Source organism: Methanobrevibacter sp. (genome assembly GCF_030539555.1).
In the GTDB taxonomy this organism is placed as follows: domain Archaea; phylum Methanobacteriota; class Methanobacteria; order Methanobacteriales; family Methanobacteriaceae; genus Methanocatella.
Map to the genome: position 1 here is coordinate 18,846 of NZ_JAUNXX010000012.1, position 20,806 is coordinate 39,651.

At 34.0% G+C, this 20,806-nt stretch carries 21 protein-coding genes; 8 read left to right on the top strand and 13 right to left on the bottom strand.

Going from position 1 to position 20,806, the window contains the following annotated elements:
* Window positions 1–53: 53 nt before the first annotated feature.
* The 3 genes from modA to Q4Q55_RS04180 form a co-directional block, all read right to left on the bottom strand.
* Entirely contained in the window at window positions 54–875 is an 822-nt protein-coding gene (modA, locus tag Q4Q55_RS04170) for a molybdate ABC transporter substrate-binding protein (RefSeq protein WP_303371566.1), read from the bottom strand.
* 570 nt (window positions 876–1,445) lie between these two features.
* Window positions 1,446–2,831: a glutamate synthase-related protein gene (locus Q4Q55_RS04175; RefSeq protein WP_303371567.1), complete on the bottom strand. Its 1,386-nt coding sequence runs from the start codon at window positions 2,829–2,831 to the stop codon at window positions 1,446–1,448.
* A gap of 10 nt (window positions 2,832–2,841) precedes the next feature.
* Window positions 2,842–3,561 (bottom strand): carboxymuconolactone decarboxylase family protein, encoded by a 720-nt coding sequence (locus Q4Q55_RS04180; protein WP_303371568.1) that lies wholly within the window; start codon window positions 3,559–3,561, stop codon window positions 2,842–2,844.
* A gap of 164 nt (window positions 3,562–3,725) precedes the next feature.
* Here Q4Q55_RS04180 and Q4Q55_RS04185 point away from each other — a divergent pair, with 164 nt between their 5' ends.
* Window positions 3,726–4,007, top strand: coding sequence for a MarR family transcriptional regulator (locus Q4Q55_RS04185; protein ID WP_303371569.1), 282 nt, complete (start codon window positions 3,726–3,728; stop codon window positions 4,005–4,007).
* Window positions 4,008–4,169: 162 nt separating this feature from the next.
* Here Q4Q55_RS04185 and Q4Q55_RS04190 read toward each other — a convergent pair whose 3' ends face one another.
* Both Q4Q55_RS04190 and Q4Q55_RS04195 read right to left on the bottom strand, forming a co-directional pair.
* Window positions 4,170–5,762: an AarF/ABC1/UbiB kinase family protein gene (locus tag Q4Q55_RS04190; RefSeq protein WP_303371570.1), complete on the bottom strand. Its 1,593-nt coding sequence runs from the start codon at window positions 5,760–5,762 to the stop codon at window positions 4,170–4,172.
* A gap of 11 nt (window positions 5,763–5,773) precedes the next feature.
* Window positions 5,774–7,237 carry a hypothetical protein gene (locus Q4Q55_RS04195; RefSeq protein WP_303371571.1) on the bottom strand — a complete coding sequence of 488 codons (1,464 nt, stop codon included), beginning with the start codon at window positions 7,235–7,237 and terminating at the stop codon, window positions 5,774–5,776.
* Window positions 7,238–7,375: 138 nt separating this feature from the next.
* On the opposite strand from Q4Q55_RS04195, the gene Q4Q55_RS04200 reads away from it, so the two are divergent.
* Window positions 7,376–9,235, top strand: a complete 1,860-nt coding sequence (locus Q4Q55_RS04200) for a YhgE/Pip domain-containing protein (protein WP_303371572.1) — start codon at window positions 7,376–7,378, stop codon at window positions 9,233–9,235.
* A gap of 354 nt (window positions 9,236–9,589) precedes the next feature.
* Here Q4Q55_RS04200 and Q4Q55_RS10645 read toward each other — a convergent pair whose 3' ends face one another.
* Together Q4Q55_RS10645 and Q4Q55_RS04205 are read right to left on the bottom strand one after the other, a co-directional pair.
* Window positions 9,590–9,703, bottom strand: coding sequence for a symporter small accessory protein (locus tag Q4Q55_RS10645; RefSeq protein ID WP_368660135.1), 114 nt, complete (start codon window positions 9,701–9,703; stop codon window positions 9,590–9,592).
* Window positions 9,703–11,313, bottom strand: a complete 1,611-nt coding sequence (locus Q4Q55_RS04205) for a sodium:solute symporter (protein ID WP_303371573.1) — start codon at window positions 11,311–11,313, stop codon at window positions 9,703–9,705. The genes Q4Q55_RS10645 and Q4Q55_RS04205 overlap by 1 nt, the downstream gene beginning before the upstream one ends.
* Before the next feature lie 237 nt (window positions 11,314–11,550).
* On the opposite strand from Q4Q55_RS04205, the gene Q4Q55_RS04210 reads away from it, so the two are divergent.
* Together Q4Q55_RS04210 and Q4Q55_RS04215 are read left to right on the top strand one after the other, a co-directional pair.
* Entirely contained in the window at window positions 11,551–12,852 is a 1,302-nt protein-coding gene (locus Q4Q55_RS04210) for a phenylacetate--CoA ligase family protein (protein ID WP_303371574.1), read from the top strand.
* Window positions 12,853–12,860: 8 nt separating this feature from the next.
* A complete protein-coding gene (locus Q4Q55_RS04215; RefSeq protein ID WP_303371575.1) occupies window positions 12,861–13,292 on the top strand; it encodes an amino acid-binding protein in 432 nt (143 codons plus the stop codon).
* A gap of 23 nt (window positions 13,293–13,315) precedes the next feature.
* Here Q4Q55_RS04215 and Q4Q55_RS04220 read toward each other — a convergent pair whose 3' ends face one another.
* From Q4Q55_RS04220 to iorA, 6 genes are all read right to left on the bottom strand, one after another.
* Entirely contained in the window at window positions 13,316–13,564 is a 249-nt protein-coding gene (locus Q4Q55_RS04220) for a hypothetical protein (RefSeq protein WP_303371576.1), read from the bottom strand.
* Window positions 13,551–13,946, bottom strand: a complete 396-nt coding sequence (locus tag Q4Q55_RS04225) for a hypothetical protein (RefSeq protein ID WP_303371577.1) — start codon at window positions 13,944–13,946, stop codon at window positions 13,551–13,553. Before Q4Q55_RS04225 ends, Q4Q55_RS04220 begins: the two co-directional genes overlap by 14 nt.
* Complete coding sequence (locus Q4Q55_RS04230) at window positions 13,901–14,152, bottom strand: hypothetical protein (protein ID WP_303371578.1); 252 nt, start codon at window positions 14,150–14,152, stop codon at window positions 13,901–13,903. Before Q4Q55_RS04230 ends, Q4Q55_RS04225 begins: the two co-directional genes overlap by 46 nt.
* A gap of 185 nt (window positions 14,153–14,337) precedes the next feature.
* Window positions 14,338–14,616, bottom strand: a complete 279-nt coding sequence (locus Q4Q55_RS04235; protein WP_303371579.1) for a hypothetical protein — start codon at window positions 14,614–14,616, stop codon at window positions 14,338–14,340.
* Between the two features lie 54 nt (window positions 14,617–14,670).
* Window positions 14,671–15,255, bottom strand: a complete 585-nt coding sequence (locus Q4Q55_RS04240; RefSeq protein WP_303371580.1) for an indolepyruvate oxidoreductase subunit beta — start codon at window positions 15,253–15,255, stop codon at window positions 14,671–14,673.
* A gap of 5 nt (window positions 15,256–15,260) precedes the next feature.
* Window positions 15,261–17,153: an indolepyruvate ferredoxin oxidoreductase subunit alpha gene (iorA, locus tag Q4Q55_RS04245; RefSeq protein WP_303371581.1), complete on the bottom strand. Its 1,893-nt coding sequence runs from the start codon at window positions 17,151–17,153 to the stop codon at window positions 15,261–15,263.
* Between the two features lie 265 nt (window positions 17,154–17,418).
* Here iorA and tfrB point away from each other — a divergent pair, with 265 nt between their 5' ends.
* The 4 genes from tfrB to Q4Q55_RS04265 all read left to right on the top strand — a co-directional run.
* Entirely contained in the window at window positions 17,419–18,894 is a 1,476-nt protein-coding gene (gene tfrB / locus Q4Q55_RS04250; RefSeq protein WP_303371582.1) for a fumarate reductase (CoM/CoB) subunit TfrB, read from the top strand.
* Window positions 18,895–18,906: 12 nt separating this feature from the next.
* Window positions 18,907–19,815 carry a TrmJ/YjtD family RNA methyltransferase gene (locus tag Q4Q55_RS04255; protein WP_303371584.1) on the top strand — a complete coding sequence of 303 codons (909 nt, stop codon included), beginning with the start codon at window positions 18,907–18,909 and terminating at the stop codon, window positions 19,813–19,815.
* Window positions 19,816–19,931: 116 nt separating this feature from the next.
* Window positions 19,932–20,642, top strand: coding sequence for a 4Fe-4S binding protein (locus Q4Q55_RS04260; protein ID WP_303371583.1), 711 nt, complete (start codon window positions 19,932–19,934; stop codon window positions 20,640–20,642).
* A gap of 18 nt (window positions 20,643–20,660) precedes the next feature.
* The coding region (locus tag Q4Q55_RS04265) for a 2'-deoxycytidine 5'-triphosphate deaminase (RefSeq protein WP_303371585.1) at window positions 20,661–20,806 on the top strand (146 nt) is incomplete at its 3' end.

Sequence of the window (20,806 nt, forward strand, 5' to 3'; positions counted from 1 at the left end):
TATATCACCTTAATATAACTATTTATTCTTCATTAAATATATACACTACAAATTTATTCATGAATAGTGAAACCGTATTCAACGAAGATATCTTTAGCTTCTTTAGTTTGTAAGAAGTCTAAGAATGCTTGTGCACCATCTGGGTTTGTTGAATTCTTAAGCACAGCTACAGGATATATAACTGGAGTTTTTAAAGCACTATCAGGAGCTTCACAAACTACTTTAACTTGATCGTTGGATTTAGCATCAGTAGAGTATACGATACCACAGTCAGCAGATCCTTGAGCTACTTGATTCAATACAGCAGTTACATCAGTACCTAAAGATAATTTAGATTCAACATCATCCCAAATACCTGTGTTGTTCAATACTTCTTGACCGTATTGACCTGCAGGTACGGATTCTGGGTTACCCATAGCAATGGTACCGTTGAAATCTTTTAAATCTTCAAATGAAGTGATATTAGCTGATGTGTCGTTAGGTACAATTAAAACAACTTTGTTTTCTAAGAATTGTACGTTAGTTTTATTGTCAACTAAACTTTCATTTATTAAAGCATTCATTTGTTTGTTAGCGGCTGACATGAATACATCCGCTTTTAGACCATTTTCAATTTGAGTTTGTAAATCACCACTTGAAGCGTAAGTAGGGGTAACTTTTACACCAGGATACTTTTCTTCGAACATAGGGATTAATTTTTCATCATAAACATTTTTTAAACTAGCTGCTGCAGCTAAATTTACTGTTCCGTTTACGTCAGAGTTACTGCTGCCTCCTAAAAAGTCGAACAATCCCGCACTAACTACAGAACTTGTAGCAACAACTGCCACTATAGCTATAACCGCAATAATTAACAGTTTCTTATTAAACTTCATAGACATCCTCCTTTTTGAATAAATTAATAGATTACTACCAGACATCAAATATTTTAATCAGGGATTAATGAAAAGACACTAACGAATAATTTTCTTGTGCATATCAACTGAAAACAGTTGGAATTATCAGTACTGTAATCCGCGTAACATCCATCCGAAACGGCAGATGAATAAAATCATACCAATTCGAAATAACATTAAAAAATGGATAATCATTTATCCAAATTCTTAATATTTCCATATATCTTTTATCCAATCCTAATTGCAATCCAATATCGTGATTAGTAATAATATTTTAATTAACACTGACATATAAATATTTTCATAACGATTTTAAAGACTAATTTAAAAGTTAGCGAAAGATTTAAAAAAAAAATTCCTTTTTTACACATCCAACATCACGAAAAGTGACAAATAGCCATGAAAAACTCATTAAAAATAGAAAGATAAACAACTTATTAAAAATTACGAAAAGAAATGAATTTATTATCATCATCTGAAAATCGAAATATACTCTTGTTAACATGGTAAAATTGGAATATTGATGTTGAACATCAATACTCAAAACATTCAGACATGTTTAATATCAGTGTAATCAGATATTTCAGAGTTTATTGTGCATAAATCATTTATATTCAAATCATGCACATCTCTGTGACCTGTGATTCTTGCAAAAGTCTTTAACTCTTCAGTTGATACTCTTAAGTAATTTTCAACTCTTTTTGATGCAACTTCAATTTTCAATCTTTTTCTCAACTCTTCATCTTGAGTTGCAACACCAACCGGGCAGTCCCCAGTGTCACATATCTTATACTGTTGGCAAGCTGCCGCAATCATTGCACCGGTTCCAACAGCTATTGCATTTGCACCCATAGCCAATGCCTTTGCAAAATCAGAAGACACCCTCAATCCTCCGGTTATTGTCAAGTCAATATCGCTTTCATGCTCATCCAAGAATTTACGAGCTCTTGAGAGTGCAAATATTGTTGGAATGGAAGTGGAATCCCTGATTAATTTTGGACTGGCGCCGGTTGATCCACCCCTACCATCGATAGTGATAAAATCCGGCTCAGCATATGATGCATACTCCAAGTCATCTTCAATTCTTCCTGCTGCAAATTTAAGACCAATTGGTCTTCCACTCGACTTCTCCCTTAGTTTATCCACCAAATCTTTCAAATCATCTTTGCTGGAAACTCCAGGTATTGTTGCGGGAGAATGGATGTCCTCGCCCAAAGGTTTTCCTCTAACCTCTGCAATTTCAGAAGTCACTTTTTCACCTTGAAGCTGTCCTCCTAGACCAGGTTTTGTTGATTGACCGATTTTGATTTCAATAGCATCAGCATTTTTTAAATTCTCTTCTGTAACTGAGTATTTATTAGGAACATACTCAAAAATGTATTTATATGCATTTTCCATCTCTTCAGCCAATATTCCTCCTTCCCCACTGCATTGGGCAGTTTTAATAGCTGCACTTCCTTTAGCAAGAGATATTTTGGTTTCTCGTGAAAGCGCTCCGAACGACATGTGAGTGATATATATTGGACTTTCAATGACCAATGGCTTTTTTGCATTTTTTCCAATGACCGTTTGAGTATTCACTTCAACATCACTTTCAAGAGGTTGTGGATTCAGTTGACAACCTAAAATCAATATATCATCCCAATTAGGCATTTGAAGCTCAGTATACATTGCAGAGACAAGGGACTCACCAGTGATTGCCATCTGATGAATCGCATCCATTGCCCTTATGTCCTTATCGCTTTTCGCATAATTTTTGTCATATGCAAGTTCAGTATTTTTAATCTCCATGTTTTCTGTTGATTTTGAGTTTTCAACCTCAACAAACTTGGAAATTTCTTGCTTGCAAATTGGACAGACATCCAATTCACTCAGCAGTATTCCTGTCGCTTCTTCATTATGTATATGACCGCAAATTGTACATCTATATATCATATAATCACCATTATCCGCAAATTTCATTGACAATACTTAATGCATTAAGAGCCCTTGGAAAGCCAATATATGGCACTATAACCGTTATAGTAGAAATTAACTTTTCCTTATCATTACCGACAGCCAAGTTGCCTTGTGTATGACCCCTCAGCTGATTTTCACAACCGCCCAGAGATGCAATGAATACGAAAGTAATTAATTCCCTTTGCTGGTCATCCAAACCATCACGTGTATAAAAATCTCCAAAGCAAAAACCTTCCAAAAACGTGTTGAAATGTTTTTGATCTTCAGGTGTGGAATTTCTCATCAACTCCATATTTTCTTTTCCAAAATACTTTTCCTGAAGTTCACGACCTTTTTGATGTCTATTGGTCGGATTTGTATTAGATTGAGGCTCAAGAGGAACATCAATAGATTCTTTGTCCAGGACTTTTGTTACAACCCCAAAGAAGTTATGCGCTTTTCCAAAACCAACATAAGGAACTGACTGATAAACCAATTCTTTGACTTCAACTGGAGTAATCTGATTATTGACCGCTTTAAATAATATCTTTTTAAATGCTTTAGGAGACTGGCAGGCAATCAAAGATGCTAAAATTACCAGAACAGATTCCTTGTCTGTTAAAGCAGAATATTCAAAAACTTCATTAAATGCAAAATTTTTAAATATTTCATGAAATTCCGGGTCGTTTTCTTCAAATTTAGTGAACTTATCAAATAGGTTATTCATGGGAATAACTTTAAAACAGGTTTTATAAAAATTTTTTTAATTAATGATGTCTTCAAATTGTATTAAAATAAAAACTAAACCAAGCAATAATAAGTATTATGAAAATAATCTGATAATAAAATGACAAATAACCAAGTGTTTAAAAAGAGTATAGAACAATTATCATGTATAATGATGAACACAACCTTTGGAAAATGATTGGTTTTTTAGAAGCCTCCCCATCTAGGAAAAAAACCATAATTTGTATTGGTGAAGAGGATTATAAAAAACCATCAGAAATCGGTAGAGAAATGAAATTAACATCCTCCCAGGTATCAAATGCCCTGAAGGATTTAAAAGAGGAAAAATTAGTAAAATGCTTAAATGAAGATGCCAGCAAAGGCAGATTATATGCAAATACAGAATTGGGGCTTGAAGTGTTGAAAAGACTTAAACAAGACCATTAAAACTTTTATATTCTTTTATTTTTTTTTTGGAAAATGAGAAAAAAGTTTAAAAAAATCTAAAACAAACCATTCATACACGACCTTGAAGATATCATGGTATTCTTGCATTATTCAGATAAAAAAAAAACAATTATGAGAAAATTACTTCTCATAATTCAATACTTATTTTAAAACAAATTTCTTGATGCCTATGAGACTTAAAAATATAGCTATCAGATAACCAATTAAAGAAATCACTGGCATGTCAAATACTCTAGGACCGAAAGAGACAACTGATGAACCGACAATAAGGGCAGATATCAATGCAATTATTGAAACCTTATCAGTTATGTCCACTTCAAACTTAAATTGCATTTCCTCATTATCAATCTTGTGAATTGTCCGTGTAAGAAGTTTCGGCAAAGCCTGAATCATATGTTCATATAAAATAAGATTACTTTTCTTGCTTTTCAAATACTTTTTAGGACTAATCCTTTGTTTAGCAATTTCTTTAGCAACTGGCTTGATTGATGCAAAAATATCAATTTCAGGATCCAGATTTTTAGCAATTGCCTCAACCATTGATAATCCTCTTGCCATTGTGACAAACTCATTTGGAAGGATAACACCATATTCCTGCATAAGATTGAGAAGCTCTTCAAGAACTCCATTGAAACGGTTAAGTTCGACACCGAAATATCTTCCAAACAAGTCATTCAAGTCCCTTTTTAAAGTTCTTGTTTCAATGTCATAATCCAAAATATCCATATACATTAATTGATTTATTAAACCGTCAACATCCTGATCAACAAACAGCAACATCAACTCGGAAAGATTACGTTTGAACTCCTCATCAAAGAATCCCATCATACCCAAATCAAGATAACACACAACATTGTTTTCCAAAATCATGATATTTCCCGGATGAGGGTCTCCATGGAAAAACCCGTCAATGAAGAGCTGCTGAAGATAGGAATCAAGAACATTTTTTGCCAAAAGCTTTTTATCAAATTCGTCACTGCTGCTTTGATATACATCACTTAATTTTGTACCGTCTATAAATTCCATTGTTAAAACTTTTGATGTGCAATATTTGGAATAAGTGGCTGGAATATGAATATCAGGATTATCTTCAAAATTTAATTCGATACGTTGCATATTCATAAGTTCATTGTTATAATCAATTTCTTTGTGAATTGAACGGTCGAATTCTTCCATTATTCCAGGCAAGTTCAATTTTCTGAGATTAGATCTCAATTTATCGGCACGGCTTGCAACATATTTCATTATCCTTATGTCAAGGTCAATCTTATCAGTGATCCCTTCTTTTTGCACTTTAACTGCAACTCGCTCACCAGTACTCAATTTAGCTTCATGAACTTGACCTATGGATGCTGTTGCCAAATGTTCATGTGAGAAATCTTCAAATAAATCATCAATATTACCATGAAGTTCCCTTTCAACTATCTTTTTAACCTGATTATATGATATAGCAGGATTATCATCCTGCAAGTTCGCCAATTCATTAGCTATCCTTTCACCAACAATATCCGGTCTTGTACTTAATAGCTGACCCAATTTGATAAAAGTTGTCCCTAAATCCTGAAACATCAACCTTAATTTTACCGGAATCTCATCATCCAATAAAGGATTGATTGCATCATCATCGCTTTTACGTATTTTACTTTTTGCAGTTTGACCTAAAACTTCATCAAAGCCATATTTCTTTAAAGCTTCCCTAATTTCGCCCAAACGCTGTTTTGTTTCTTTATCCATAGAATCCAATCCTATTTCTTTACTTTAGCTGATTTTATTACAGTTAATTTACAATATTTAGCCAGATATTTAATAGTTTTACCAACTTCAAGTTTTTTCAATATGTTTTTCGTAATGGTAACCTTTGCAATACCTTTAGAATTGGTTTTTGCTTTGTAAATTTTTCCGTTGAATTTGAAAGCGATCGTTTTGCCTTTAATTAATGATTTTCCTTTTGTTAGTTTTGCAGTTAAAACAAGCTTTCCCGCTGATTTTTTAACATTCACAGAATTAAGTGCTAATTTCAAATAATTGAATACACAATTGGAAGTGGTTCCCCCATAAATGTCTCTTCCAGAAGTGGATGCCTTGTTATTTGTAAAAGTACATTTAACAGCTTTTACGCAGTGAATTTTATCTGAACTGGATGTTCTGAACCCATATATTGCACCGCCTTTGCTTGCAGTGTTTTTGGCAAATGTTGATTTTTGAATTAGATTATCATAATATTTGATTTCAGAAATCCATTTTCCTTTGCTGTCATAATGTCCTGAGGATTCATGACATTTGAAGTAAACTGCACCCCCATACTTTTGAGCGGTGTTGGATGTGAATTTGGAATTTTTGATAAAGACGTCCTTATTGGCAAACACTGCTCCACCTTTCTCTCCAGCTTTATTTAAGGTGAATGTGGATGATGCAATGTTTATATTGGAGAATGCATATATCGCCCCACCTCCACGACCTTTAGCTACGTTATTTTTAAAGACACACCCAGTCACTTTGTCTGTTAAAGACTTTAAAGTCACATCCATAGTAATAGTAGGCATAAATTCCAATTTTCCATCAACAGTTCTATTTAGATAGAAGTCATGGTAAAACTTAACAGAGTTTTCAAAAGACAATGAGAAAATCGCTCCCCCATCGCCATCGGCAACATTTTTATTGAAATTGGAATTTCTACAGTCCAGATATCCGACTGAATTGATTGCTCCTCCGCAGTAATATGCATAATTGTTTGTAAAACTGCACTTGTTAACAGTCAGGTTTGCAAAGTTAAGTATTGCCCCACCATAGTACTTGGTGTGCCCGTTGACAAAGTTAATATTTTTTAATGTGACTTTATTATGATTATCTACACCAAATAATGTCATGAAAATTCTGGATTTGGATTTCCCATCTAAAGTATGGCCTTTACCATCAATGGTCAAATTTTTATTTATAACAATTCCGATTTCATGAAATCCTTCATCATAAGTATAATCCCTATCCAGAGCAATTGTAGAACCATCTGAAGCATTATTGATTTTATTTTGAAGAGATGTGAAAGTTCCATCATTCATATCCCCAATTATTTCTTCTTGTGATGATTCTAATAATGAATTATTATCCTGATTGGATAATTGTGTTTCATTAACATCACTAGCTGCAACACTAACAATACTGATAAAAAGTATCATTAAACATGCAGCTAAAAAAAACTTTTTATATTTCATATAATAAGACCTTCCAATTTTTAGTTAATATAATTTTTAATATTACACAAATAAAAATATATCCTTAAATAATTACAAATGTTTAATAAATAATACAATATAATATAAATATAAGAATATATTGATGTGAGGAATTACATGGGTGATAGGAATTTTAATAATATTTTTGAAATTATAAAAAAAGACTTTAAATCCGCACTTTCAAATCCTATTGTTACAATTGTTTTAATAGGATTGATTATATTGCCTTCCCTTTATGCACTATTGAATATTCAGGCTTGTTGGGATCCGTATGGAAATACAGGAGACGTTACATTTGCAATCGCAAACCTTGATGAAGGTGCTACTTTTGAAGGTACGACTATGAATGTTGGAAATGAACTGGTCAAGGATTTAAAAAATAATGACAAGTTTAATTGGACATTTGTCACAGAAGATGAACTTCGTGATGGTGTTTATAAGGGAGAGTATTATGCAGGAATTGTTATACCCAAAAACCTGAGTAAAAATATTATTTCAATAGCTGGTGATAATCCTCAGCAGGCCAAACTGGAATATATCGTCAATATGAAACAAAATCCGGTAGCTGCAAAATTGACAGACACAGGCTCTACTGCAGTTTATACTGCATTGAACGCAAAAATCATTGAGATAATAAACCTTGCAGCCTACGGTAAACTTGGAGAACTGCAGGAAGGTTTATCTTCAGGTGCTAGCCAACTGGCAAGTGGTGGAAGCCAGCTTCAAGCGGGTTCAGCACAGATATCTTCCGGAGCAAGCCAGGTATCTTCCGGAGTAGGTGATGTTAAGGACGGTGCAAGCCAAGTTCAAAATGGTGCCCAAGAGGTAAATAATGGAGTAAGTTCAGTTCAGCAAGGTTCGATAAAAATTCAAAATGGTGCCCAAGAGGTAAATAATGGAGCGAGTTCAGTTCAACAGGGTTCCGCACAAGTTAAAAGCGGTGCCAACCAAGTTCAACAAGGTTCTGAAGAATTGGAATCCGCTGTGGACCCATCCTTAATTCCAGATGGTCCAGTTAAAGAGTATGTTTCAGGCAATGCTAAACTTGCAAGTGGTACCAGTCAAGTAGCTAATGGAGCTAGCAGGTTAGCAGACGGATCAGTGCAACTAGCAGAAGGCTCATCAAATCTTGCAAACGGTTCCAGCCAATTAGCTGACGGATCAGTGCAACTAGCAGAAGGTTCTCTTGCCCTTGCAGCCGGCTCAGAATTGCTTTCAAATGCCGCAACACAGGCATTATTTACAGCAGCAGCCTCCCTTGCTTCATCTGCAGATTCTCTTGCAAGCATCACAGGCATTAACGAAACAATGCTTGGAGATTACTTCTATTCTCCGGTGAAATTGGACAGACATGAACTGTTCTCAGTACCTGACTACGGATCACAGGTATCTCCATTCTATCTTGTTTTATCCATGTGGGTTGGTGCTTTAATTACATGTGCAATGTTAAAACCTGGAACCAGCGAAGGAACCAAATATTCTTCTCTTGAGATGTATGCAGGTAAGGCAGTGATATTTTTAGTCATGAGCCTGCTGCAGGTCACAGTTACAATAATAGGTGCACATATCTTAGGAATATATATTGAAAATGAAATATTATTTGCACTTTCCTGTTATCTTGTATCGGCAGTATTTATGGTTTTAGTTTATTCACTAGTATCTGCGTTAGGTGATGTTGGAAAAGCAGTTGCAATTGTTCTTTTGGTAATTCAGATATCCGGAACCGGAGGAATATACCCTGTTGAAATCATGGCACAATTTTTCAGAGTTCTAAATCCTTATCTGCCAATGACATATGCAATAACATTGATACGTGAAGCCCAACTGGGATTAATCTGGTCAAATTACCTTCCGGCATTAATAATCCTTCTGGGTATTGGACTGGCAACAGTCATTGTCATGATGATTATTAAAGAGAAAGCGGATAAGGCAACACATTACTTTGAAGAACGTTTAGAAGACAGTGGATTATTTTAGAAGTTGAAATCTTTCAACTTCAAATATTTATTTTTTTTAGATAATTAATTGAATGTATTAGAAATAATTAAAATATCATCACATCATATTCATGAAAGAACATTCAAAGCAAAAACAAATTAGTTGCAAGTGTTATCATCAACACCACTTACCTGAAAAATCTTCAAATTAGTGGAAAATCCATTACAAGGTAAGTTTTAGAAAATTAATATCATTCAATAATCTAAAACAACCATTATCATTCAAAATCATGAAGACAATGCAATAACATTAAGCTAGATTGAATTAAACAAACAAAAATCTTAAAAAAGTTCATTTTAAACAAACAAAAAAATAAAAAAAATTAAGGAGATTTCAATCTCCCTTATTCCAGTTTACAATACCATAAACAACACATAAAAGTGTGGATAATATAATTCCAAGATATACTCCCCAAATCCATGGATCTTCAATTCCTAAAATTACCATTATGCATCACTTCCTTTTTTGCCTATGTTTTCAAATGCTTTATCAATTACATCCTGTGCTGGAGGTTTGGTAAGTAAACTTACTACAATTGTAAATATTGCTGAAACCGGCACTGCGATTAACATTACGTCGATGAATGGCCATGGTGCAGCAGGCAGGATTGTTTCCATGCCAAGCAAGAATTTGCATATTCCTAGTCCGACAGCAGTCTTTTTAAATACGAATATTAACCAGAACAGACTTACAAAAGTTCCGGATACAATACCTGCAATGGCTCCAAGCCGTGTAATTCCTTTCCAATAGAGTGCACCTAAAAATACCGGCAAGAATGCTGCTGCACATATTTCAAAGAATAGGCTTGTACCTAAAGCAACTACACTTCCTGGAAGGGAATATGCCATCACCAAAGCCAATATGATAGCTATTAGAATACCTATTCTTGAGATGGATACTTGGTCAAGCTTTTGTTTGGATTTATCCCTTATTGTACCATAGATATCTACACCGAATGCAGTTCCTTGAGTGTGAAGCTGTGAAGATATTGTGGACATTGCAGCTGCAATTAATGAGAGTAAGAAAATGTATACAAACCATTCAGGCAATGCCATAGTAATGAATGTCGGAATAATCTTATCAATGTTTCCTCCGACCACATCAACTGCAATTTTGCCCATCTTATCAAAGAAATATACATTTGAAAGGGATCCTACAATATATGCTGTGGTTGGCATGACAGCAATGAATATTCCTCCAATTAAAACAGACCTGTTTAATTCCTTATCTGATTTAACTGTCATGAACCTTACAATCAGGGAAGGTTGAGCAAGCACACCTATACCTACACCAATAAGAGTTGAGGATACAAGTGACCACCAGAACGGAGTTCCGAATTCCGGAAACGAAGTCCATCCCGTACCACCCGTTGCAATTGCATCAGCAGGATATAAATTAACCATACCTGAAAGTGCAGTGTTTGCTGTGCTGACACCTCCAAGCAACCAATATACAAATACAAGTAAAAATACCATTGCAATAACCATAATGGTTCCTTGCAATGCATCAGTATACATTACCCCACGGATTCCACCGAACAGCACATAGAATGTGATAATGATTGATAATATTAAGAGAGCAATACCGAAATCAATCAATAAAGATGATTCCAAGAATCTTGCAGCTCCAATCAATACAACTGCCGCATAGATAGGCATTGCACAAAAAATAATTAAACCAGATGCATAATGAATAAATTTACTGTCAAAACGTTTTCCTAAAAACTCCGGGAATGTTAATGAACCTAAAGAATGTCCCATCCTACGAGTTCTTTTTCCTAAAAATACAAATGCGATGAATACTCCTATGATGATATTCAAGAATGCAAGCCATAAAACACTCATACCATATTCACCGGCAACTCCTCCAAAACCGACGATAGCTGCTGTAGAAATAAACGTTGCCCCATAACTCATTGCCATGATAAATGGGTGTGTATCTTTTCCAGCAATCATGAAGTCTTCAGAGGAATTAGTTTTTTTGTATGCGTAATAACCTACAAATACCAATGCGAAAATGTAGATTATAAATACAATTGCCAAAATCATTACGTCCATAAATAATTACCTCTAAATTTCAAAGATTAATATTACAATTAAATTTATTAATGAATAAATATATAAATATTAGCATAAATATACATTAATGTACACTAAAGTACATTAATTAAGTTTAAATTAAACTAAAGGAAATATATACTATTTCAAGTTTTATCTAAACAAAATTATAAACTTTTATATTAATGAAATGCAATATTTAAACATATTAAGAAAATTCATTAAAATAGGGATATTATGTTTTGGAACGAAAAAGCGGAATGCATGAACAAAGAAGAAAAAGAAGCGGTCCAACTTAAAAGACTTCAGGAAACTGTAAAAAACGCATATGAAAATGTTGAGTTTTATAAAAAAAGATTTGATGAAATCGGTTTGAAACCAGAAGACATCAAAACTTTAAAAGACATTGAAAAAATTCCATTCACAACCAAAAGTGACTTAAGGGAAGCCTACCCATTAGGATTACTTGCAGTCCCCCGTGAAGAAATCGTTGAAGTGCATGCATCCTCCGGAACAACAGGAAAACCAACTGTAACTGCATACACCCAAAATGATTTAGACATATGGGGAGAATGTATTGCACGTGGTTTAAAAATGGCCGGGGCTGAAAAAGATTATATCATACAAAATGCATACGGATACGGTTTATTTACTGGAGGATTCGGAATTCACCACGGCGGAAATAAAATGGGTGCAATTACAATACCAATTTCCGCAGGAAATACCCAGAGGCAACTAGACACAATGGTTGATTTCCAAAGTGACATTCTAACATGCACCCCATCATATGCAATGTATTTAGGAGAGTCCAGAGAAAAGGCTGGAATATCCCTTGAAGACATCAACCTGAAAGCAGGAATACATGGAGCCGAAATGTGGACTGATGAAATGAGAAAAAGAATCGAATCATCCCTTGGAATTAAAACATACAACATCTACGGATTAACCGAAGTTATGGGCCCGGGTGTTGCGCAAGAATGTTCAGAGCAAAACGGAATGCACATTCAAGATGACCAGTTCTACCCTGAAATCATTAATTCAGATACCGGAGAAACCCTCGACTACGGTGAAAAAGGAGAACTTGTTCTAACTTCACTTACCAAAACTGGAATGCCTATTTTAAGATTCAGAACAAAGGATCTGACTTCACTCATTGGGGAAAAATGTGAATGTGGAAGAACAACAGTTAGAATGACCAGAATCACAGGAAGAAGTGACGACATGTTGAAAATCAAAGGAGTTATGGTTTTCCCATCACAAATTGAAAAAGCATTGCTTAAAATATCCGGAATTAGCCCTAACTACATGATTCATGTAACAAGACCGGATATCTTGGATGAAGTGGAAGTTAAAGTAGAAGCTTCAAAAGAATTATTCTCAGATGAAATGAAAGAAATGGAAAAAGTAGAAAAACAAATCCAAGCATCAATTAGGTCTGAAACAGGTTTAAGAGTGGATGTAAGTATTGTCGAACCTGAAACACTACCAAGAAGCGAAGGTAAAGCTGTACGTGTAATTGATGAAAGGAATTTTGAATAGGTGATAAAATGGCAGTAAAACAAATTTCAATCTTTGTAGAAAACAAAGAAGGCAGAATCAAAAAAGCAATCGACACATTAGCTAAAGAAAATATTAACATCCGCGCACTTTCAATAGCAGACACTACAAAATATGGAATCTTAAGATTAATAGTTTCAAATAATGAAAAAGCAATTGAAGCTCTTGAAAAAAATAATTTCATCGTAAAAGAAAACGAAGTAATTATTTTAGCTGTGCCTGACGAACCTAATGGATTAAATTCCACATTAGCTGTTTTTGATGAAAAAGAAATTAACTTAGAATACTTGTATGCTTTTGTAAGTAGTAATACCGACGAAGCTATTGTGGTAATGAGATTAGAAAATATGGAAAAAGCTATCGAAGCTTTAAACGAAAGTGATGTTAAAATATTAGATGAAGAAGATATTAAAGAATTATAGAAAAGATTAACTTCTTTTCTACACTATTCTTCTTCTAAATTATTTCTTTCTTTTATTTTTAAGAGTTTTTCCAACGGAACATCAGCTTTTTGAGCAATAATATCTGGTTCTTCTCCTGATTTTAACAATTTCCTAATAACCTGCTCAATTTCATCTTTTCCATCATTGTATTTATTTTCACCGTATTCATGAATTAGACTCATCCTACCACTTAACAGATCACAAATAATATTTCTTTCTAAATAATCCTCAACAAATTTATCGGTTGTCAACCACATTATCCCACGCCAAATCTTTTTGAGACGAGGTTAAATTTTTTAATTGAAATAGGATTTTTATAACTCTGTAAATATATTCAACAATATTTTTGCATTTTTTACTTAATGGAACAAAAGATAACAAAATAATTTTTTTGCCGTTTAATGTTTTCCTATTCCTAAGTTTAACAACAACATTATTTTTAATTTTTTCACTATCAATATTATTCAATCCTTTAACTTCATACCTAAACATATTTAATCTATTGTAACGGTATTCCATTATTTTTGAATCCTCAGCAGTACTCAAAACAGAAAGATTTACTTCTTTATTATTTTTCTGTTGATCAACTATTGCAACATATGAATGAGCTCTTTTTGAAAAGTCATCATCCACTTTAGTACTTTGAAATTCAATAATGCGATTTTCATCATCCAATTCCAAAAAATCAAATCAGATTTATAACTTGTTGGATCAATATACCTCAATTCTTTAGTCCATACCTTTGTTCTTTTAGATTTTAAACCCATTATCTCTAAAAGAATACATGTATCTTCATCAGAAACATTTTTAAACAGCATATCCTCCTGAAATTCTGCCATAATAATATACCCCATAATTTATAGATATATTATTAAAATAAGAACAAAAAAAACTTATATATCTGGATTAAACCGTATTAATTTAAATAAAATGGTTTTTTCAAGTAAATAATGCACAACAAAAGCAATAATTAAAAATGAAGGCAATTTGAAAAAATTAAAAGAAAATAAGTGAAGAATTACAACTAAAATTCTTTAATCATTTTAGCTATATCTTCTTTTGAATAACCTAAACGAACAAAAAGGCTTTTAAGTGGTTCACTTTCAGGTATCGCACCTAATTCTCTCCAACTTTTGAAATCGTTTTTTAAAATACCATTGATTAAAAGTTGAATAGTAATTAAATCATCACTTTTAATAGCAATAAATGCATCTTCATTTTCAAAAACATTATCCGGATCAATTAATGAAATTTTACCAGTTACATCTTTTTTTACAATAGCATTATCAATTTTGTAAGCCATAATACCACAACTCATTATCTGTTAAAAAGTTTATTTTAAATAGTATTTATATTTTTAACCTTTGATTGATTTGTATCCACTTTCAATAGCTTTTAAGTTCATACCATGGAATTTAGGTTTTAAATTATTTTTCATTGCTTCAATGACAGAATCTTTTGACAATGGGAAATTTTCATCAGCAGTAACAGCACCCAACAACACCATATTCAATGCCAAAACGCTTCCGGCATCAATTGCTAATTTAGTTCCATCGATTGGGAGAACATGGTTGAAATTTTCTTTTAAAGATTCAGTAATACTGTCAACGGAAGGATATGCCTTATCTGATGAAGATGGGACAATAGGATGAGTATTGTAAACAATTTTAGTTTCTGAGTTTACTTTATCCAATCCTCTTATTGTTTCAATTGGTTCAAAGGAAAGCAACATGTCTGCCCCTTTATTTGGAATAATTGAAGAGTTATATCCTCCAATTTTTAATTCAGTTGATACAGATCCGCCTCTTTGTGACATGCCATGAATTTCACTCATAACTACATCCAAACCCTGATTCATTGCAGCTTCACCGATAATTGTAGAGGTTTTGATAATTCCTTGACCTCCCACACCACAAATATAAATACAATAATGATTATCCATTTTCATCACCTGCCTGCCTCTAGCGCGCCATATTTACAAACTTGCATACATACATTACATCCGTCACATTGTGACTCATCTATAGTGATTTTTCCATTAATTTTTGAAATTGCCGGACAAGCCAATTCACTTACGCATTTATCACAATTATTACAGTTATTTTCAACAAATTTAACTGGAGGTTTTTTAGTTAAACCTTTAATTAAAGTACATGGAGCTTTTGAAATAATCACAGCAGTATCATCCCTCTCAAACGCTTCTTTATATGTTTTAACTACTTGCTCCAAGTTAAATGGATTGATTACACGTACATAATCACATCCGCATGCCAAAGCCAGTTTACGAATTGATACTTCAGGAGCATCGTCGCCCATTCCATCAACAGGAATTCCTGGGTTTGGCTGTCCCCCTGTCATTGCAGTAATCCTGTTATCCAAAACAGTAAGTACGAAATTGTGTTTGTTGTGAACAGCATTAATCAATGGTGAAATGCCACTGTGGAAAAATGTTGAATCTCCAATGAAGCTTGCCACTTTCTGATCTGTAGAAACTGAAAATCCACATCCGTCTCCAACACTAGACCCCATTGAAAGCAGGTAATCAGCACAATTGTAAGGAGGATTGATTCCTAAAGTGTAACATCCAATATCAGATGCAAATATGACGTCTGCAGAAGTCAAGCCAAGCTCGTCAATGGCTTTGTTTATTCCATAATACATCGCCCTGTGAGGACATCCTGCACATAAAACCGGTGCCCTACCAGGAATGTCTTCCTGCAATTTCTCCAGACTTGCGGAATATGAAATGTTTTCATCCTCTTTGAATCCCAATATTTTATTTAGACCCTCACTGACCACATCAGAGTTGAATTCATGATACAACGGAAATGTTCCATCCAGTTTACCATGAACATTAACATTCAATCCTTTAGCCCCAATAGTAGCCAATACATCTCTTTCTATAATAGGATCAACTTCCTCAACAATGAAGACTTCATCTTTTTCAGCCAAAAATTCAGCCACCAAATCCTGTGGGAAAGGATAGGAAAATCCTAACTTTAATATGTCAACATCCAGTTCATTGAATTTAACAACATCATGAGCATAATTAAATGCACTGCTTGAAGAAATCAAAGCATATTTTTTATCGCCTGCAAAGTCAAGTTCTCTGTTATATTCGCTTTTATTTGTAATTTCCTCCAATTTATGAACCTTATCCCATAATCTCACATGCATATCACCTGCAAAAGCAGGGACCGGAACGTATTTTGAAGGATCCTTGTCAAAATGACCTCTTTTCCAGTGATTGTCATTATTTGATGAATTATCCTTTTTATCGCCAAATTCAACGACTCCCCTCATATGTGATACACGAGTGGTTGTCCTTACAATAACTGGAATTCCGAATTGTTCGGATAATTCAAATGCATATTTTACCATGTCTTTTACTTCCTGACAGTTGGATGGTTCAAGAACAGGTACATTAGCTAGCCTAGCATAATTACGAGTGTCTTGCTCGTTTTGAGATGAAAATAAAGATGGATCATCAGCAGATAAAATAACCATCCCACCATTAACACCTGAATATGCTGTTGTCATGAATGAATCACTAGCCACATTCATACCGACATGCTTCATAAAGGTAAATGACCTGAGGCCTGATGCCGCAGCAGTGGCTGCAACCTCCATTGCGACTTTTTCATTGGTAGAAAATTCAAAGTAAATGTTAGCATCTTTCGCTAATACTGATAGCACATTTCCAATTTCTGATGAAGGAGTTCCGGGATAAGTGGCTGCGATAGAAACACCTGCTTCTATAACTCCCCTTACAGCCGCTTCATTACCAAGCAAAAATTGTCTGTCACCTGGAGCTCCTGTAACTAATTCTTTCAAATTCATTATATTTTCCTCAAAATAATCTATATTAATACAATATATAATTATATTCAAAGTATAATATATTGTTTTTTCAAAAGTTTTTTTGACCCGGCAAGAGCTAATGCCTTTTGAGTCAGATAGACAGATGTAAAAATAATTAACAAACACAAATTTTCCAATTAAAATATTAAAAAAAATGACATGAATAGTAAGTATAATATATTGGATACAATAGATATAAGTATATTATAATGTTTTATAAGCTTTTAACAATTGGAGGGAAATAATGATTAAAGTTTATGTTTCACGATTTGATAGAGAAACTGATAGCGAGCCTCATTTAGAGTGTTATGAAATTGAAAAGACACCGCACATGAAAGTTCTTGATGCCTTGCAAGCAATTAACGAGAAATATGATGCTGACATTAGCTTTAGAAGTTCATGTAGAGCAGGACAATGCGGTTCATGCGGAATCTTATTTAAAGGAAACGGAGCACTTGCATGTCAGAAAGAAATAAAAAATGGAGCTATTATCGAACCGCTTAATTTCCCTGTCATTAAAGATTTAATAGTGGATAAATCAAGTATTGAAGCTAAAGTCAAAGATTTAGAGCTATCCCTTCAATGTGACCATAAATGTGAAAATCTGGACACTTCAATTACAAAAGATGATTCAGCAGAAACTAAAAAAGTTAGAAGCTGCATTGAATGTTATTCCTGTTATTCCACTTGTCCAGTCGTCAATATTGCAACTGATGAATTTGGCGGACCTTACTTAATGAGATATATGCGCAAGTTTGAAAGTGACCCTAGAGATAACTTTGACCGACTTAAAGAAGCTCTCGATGAAGGTTTATACAAATGTACAAGTTGCGGAAAATGCCTTGCAGTTTGTCCTAAAAACATCAATACCTTCGGTGATGCCATAGAAAAGATGAGAGCCCTTGCAGTTGCAAACGGTTCAGGTCCTCTCCCGGAGCATATTGCATTTAAAGAGAACATCATGAATACTGGAAGATCTGTTAAAACCGATAAAACTCCATTCATTGAACAAATTGATAACTATAAAGGTTCCAAGATTGCATTTTTCACAGGCTGTATGGTGGACTACAAATTCCCTGAAATCGGACAGATGCTGGTGGACGTGCTAAAAGAAAATGGAATTGACATTGATGTCCCAGAAGGCCAAGTTTGTTGCGGATCCCCACTTTTAAGAACCGGTCAAACCGATATCGTCCAGGAACTCGTTGATAAAAACAAAGAAGTCTTTAAAGATTATGACACAATTATTACAATCTGCTCAGGTTGCGGAGCTACATTAAAGAAAAACCATCCGGAATTTGGTTCTAAACTGCATGTAATGGACATCAGCGAATTTTTAGTCGACAAAATCGATGAAAGTAAACTGAAAGAAGTTAATATGACCGTTACATACCATGACCCATGCCATTTGGGAAGGGGTCAGGGCATCAAAGATGCTCCTAGAAACATGATTGAAAAGATTCCTGGAATCAAATTTGAAGAAATGAAATATCCTTGCCAATGTTGCGGAGCCGGTGGAGGAATCAAAGCTGGAAAACCGGAAATTGCACTTGAACTGTCTAAATCAAAAGCGGAAATGATTAAGGATACTGGTGCTGATGCAGTAGTTACAATATGTCCATTTTGTGAATTGAATTTACAGGACGGTTTGGATGAAATCGGTTGTGAAGATATCAAATCAATGCACATACTTGAATTGCTTTCAAAAGCTTACGAATAAATAAAATTGGAGTTGATTAAAATAGGGGATACCGCTGTCAGTGAACAAAAAGTAGTGGAGACTACACCCATAAGTTCACCGGAAAGTAAAGAAGAAAGTTCCAGTGAAAAAAAATCAACTTCCACTAAAAAATCCAAATCAAAAACACAATCCAGAGGAAACGCAAGAGCAAAACTCACAAAAGAATCAGAAGAAAAAGAAATAAGTCTTTTTAAAGAAAATATTTACATTGTTTTTGTTGAATGTGAAACTCCTGGAAACGTGGGTTTTCTTGCAAGAACAATGGCAAACTTCGGATTGAAAAATTTGGTGTTGATTAACCCCCCAACATTGACAAATGACGCTTATTATCAGGCAACCCATGGAAAATACATTGTAGAAAATGCAAAAATATTTCCAACATTAGATGATTTTTACCAATCACAAAGAATTGATTTCAAAGTTGCTTCAACAGGCATGGCCGGAGGAAGTTACAATTTATCAAGAATCCCCATAAGACCTGAAGAACTTGGAAAATCAATGAATGTTTCAAATAAAATAGCAATTCTATTTGGAAGAGAAGGCGATGGACTTACAAATAAAGAAATCAATGAATGTGACATTTGTGTTTCCATTCCAACAGACCCAACATACCCGATAATGAATATATCACATGCAGCTGCAATAATATTTTATGAAATATTTAAAAATAAGCATGATTTTGGTGTTAAGGGTCTTGAGGAAAGTACTGAATTAGAAAAGGAGTACTTGATAAAAGACATGAAAGAATTAATCGACAGCTTAGACATTCCGGACCACAAAAAGAGAAATGGTCTTAAAACTTTCAATAACATAGTTTCCAGAGCATTTATTACTGGAAGAGAAGCTCATACTCTTAAAGGCATTCTTAGAAGATTAAAAATAAAACTTGGTGAACAATGAGACGACCTAGAATAGTAGATTTTAGCAGATTCATCCTTAAATATATCTTCAATTGGAGATTTTGGATAGCTGAAATAACAAAAAAATCAAAAATTTACAGAAAGATAATTGATACGATGCTGTTTAAAGATGATGAAATCATTGTTATACCCAATACAATAAATATCAATGAAAAAATTGAATCCGAAGGATCTGAATTCCTACCAACAGATATCATTAAAGACGTGATAAGACGTTGCGAAGATATTGTTATTATGAATTCCTGCCTGTGCAGGACATCCAATAACTGTCAGGACTATCCTCAGGACCTTGGATGCATATTTCTAGGTCCGACAGCAAACAAAATTCCAAAACATATCGGAAAAAAAGCTACTGTTGAAGAAGCTTTAGCCCAAGTGGATTTGGCAGATGAAGCTGGTTTAAGCCACATTATCGGAAGAAATAAAATTGACACTGTCTGGATGAATATACATCCTGGAAAAGGACTGTTGACAATATGCCACTGCTGCCCTTGTTGTTGCCTATGGAAAGTTTATCCGAATTTGGACGACAGCATAAGCAATAAATTGGAAAAACTCGATGGCATTAATGTGAAACTTCATGAAGACAACTGTAAACAGTGCATGAAGTGTTTGGATGAAATTTGCATGTTTGATGCCATACGTCTTGAAGACAATAAAATTACCATTGACGAAAATGCATGTAAAGGCTGTGGTCTTTGTGTTAATGCATGTAAATTCAATGCAATTACTATTGACTACACTAGTGAGACTATAGATAATGTAGTCAATAGAATGGAAAATTTAATTGAAATTAAAGAATTATAAACTTACTTGTGTGAAAAAATGGCAATATTAAGTGATAAAGATATAAAAAAATATCTGGAAGATGGTGAAATATCCATCGACCCTATTTTAGATGAAAAACAAATACAACCGTCTTCTGTAGATTTGAGGTTGGGAGATGAATTTAAAGTATTTAAAGTAATTAG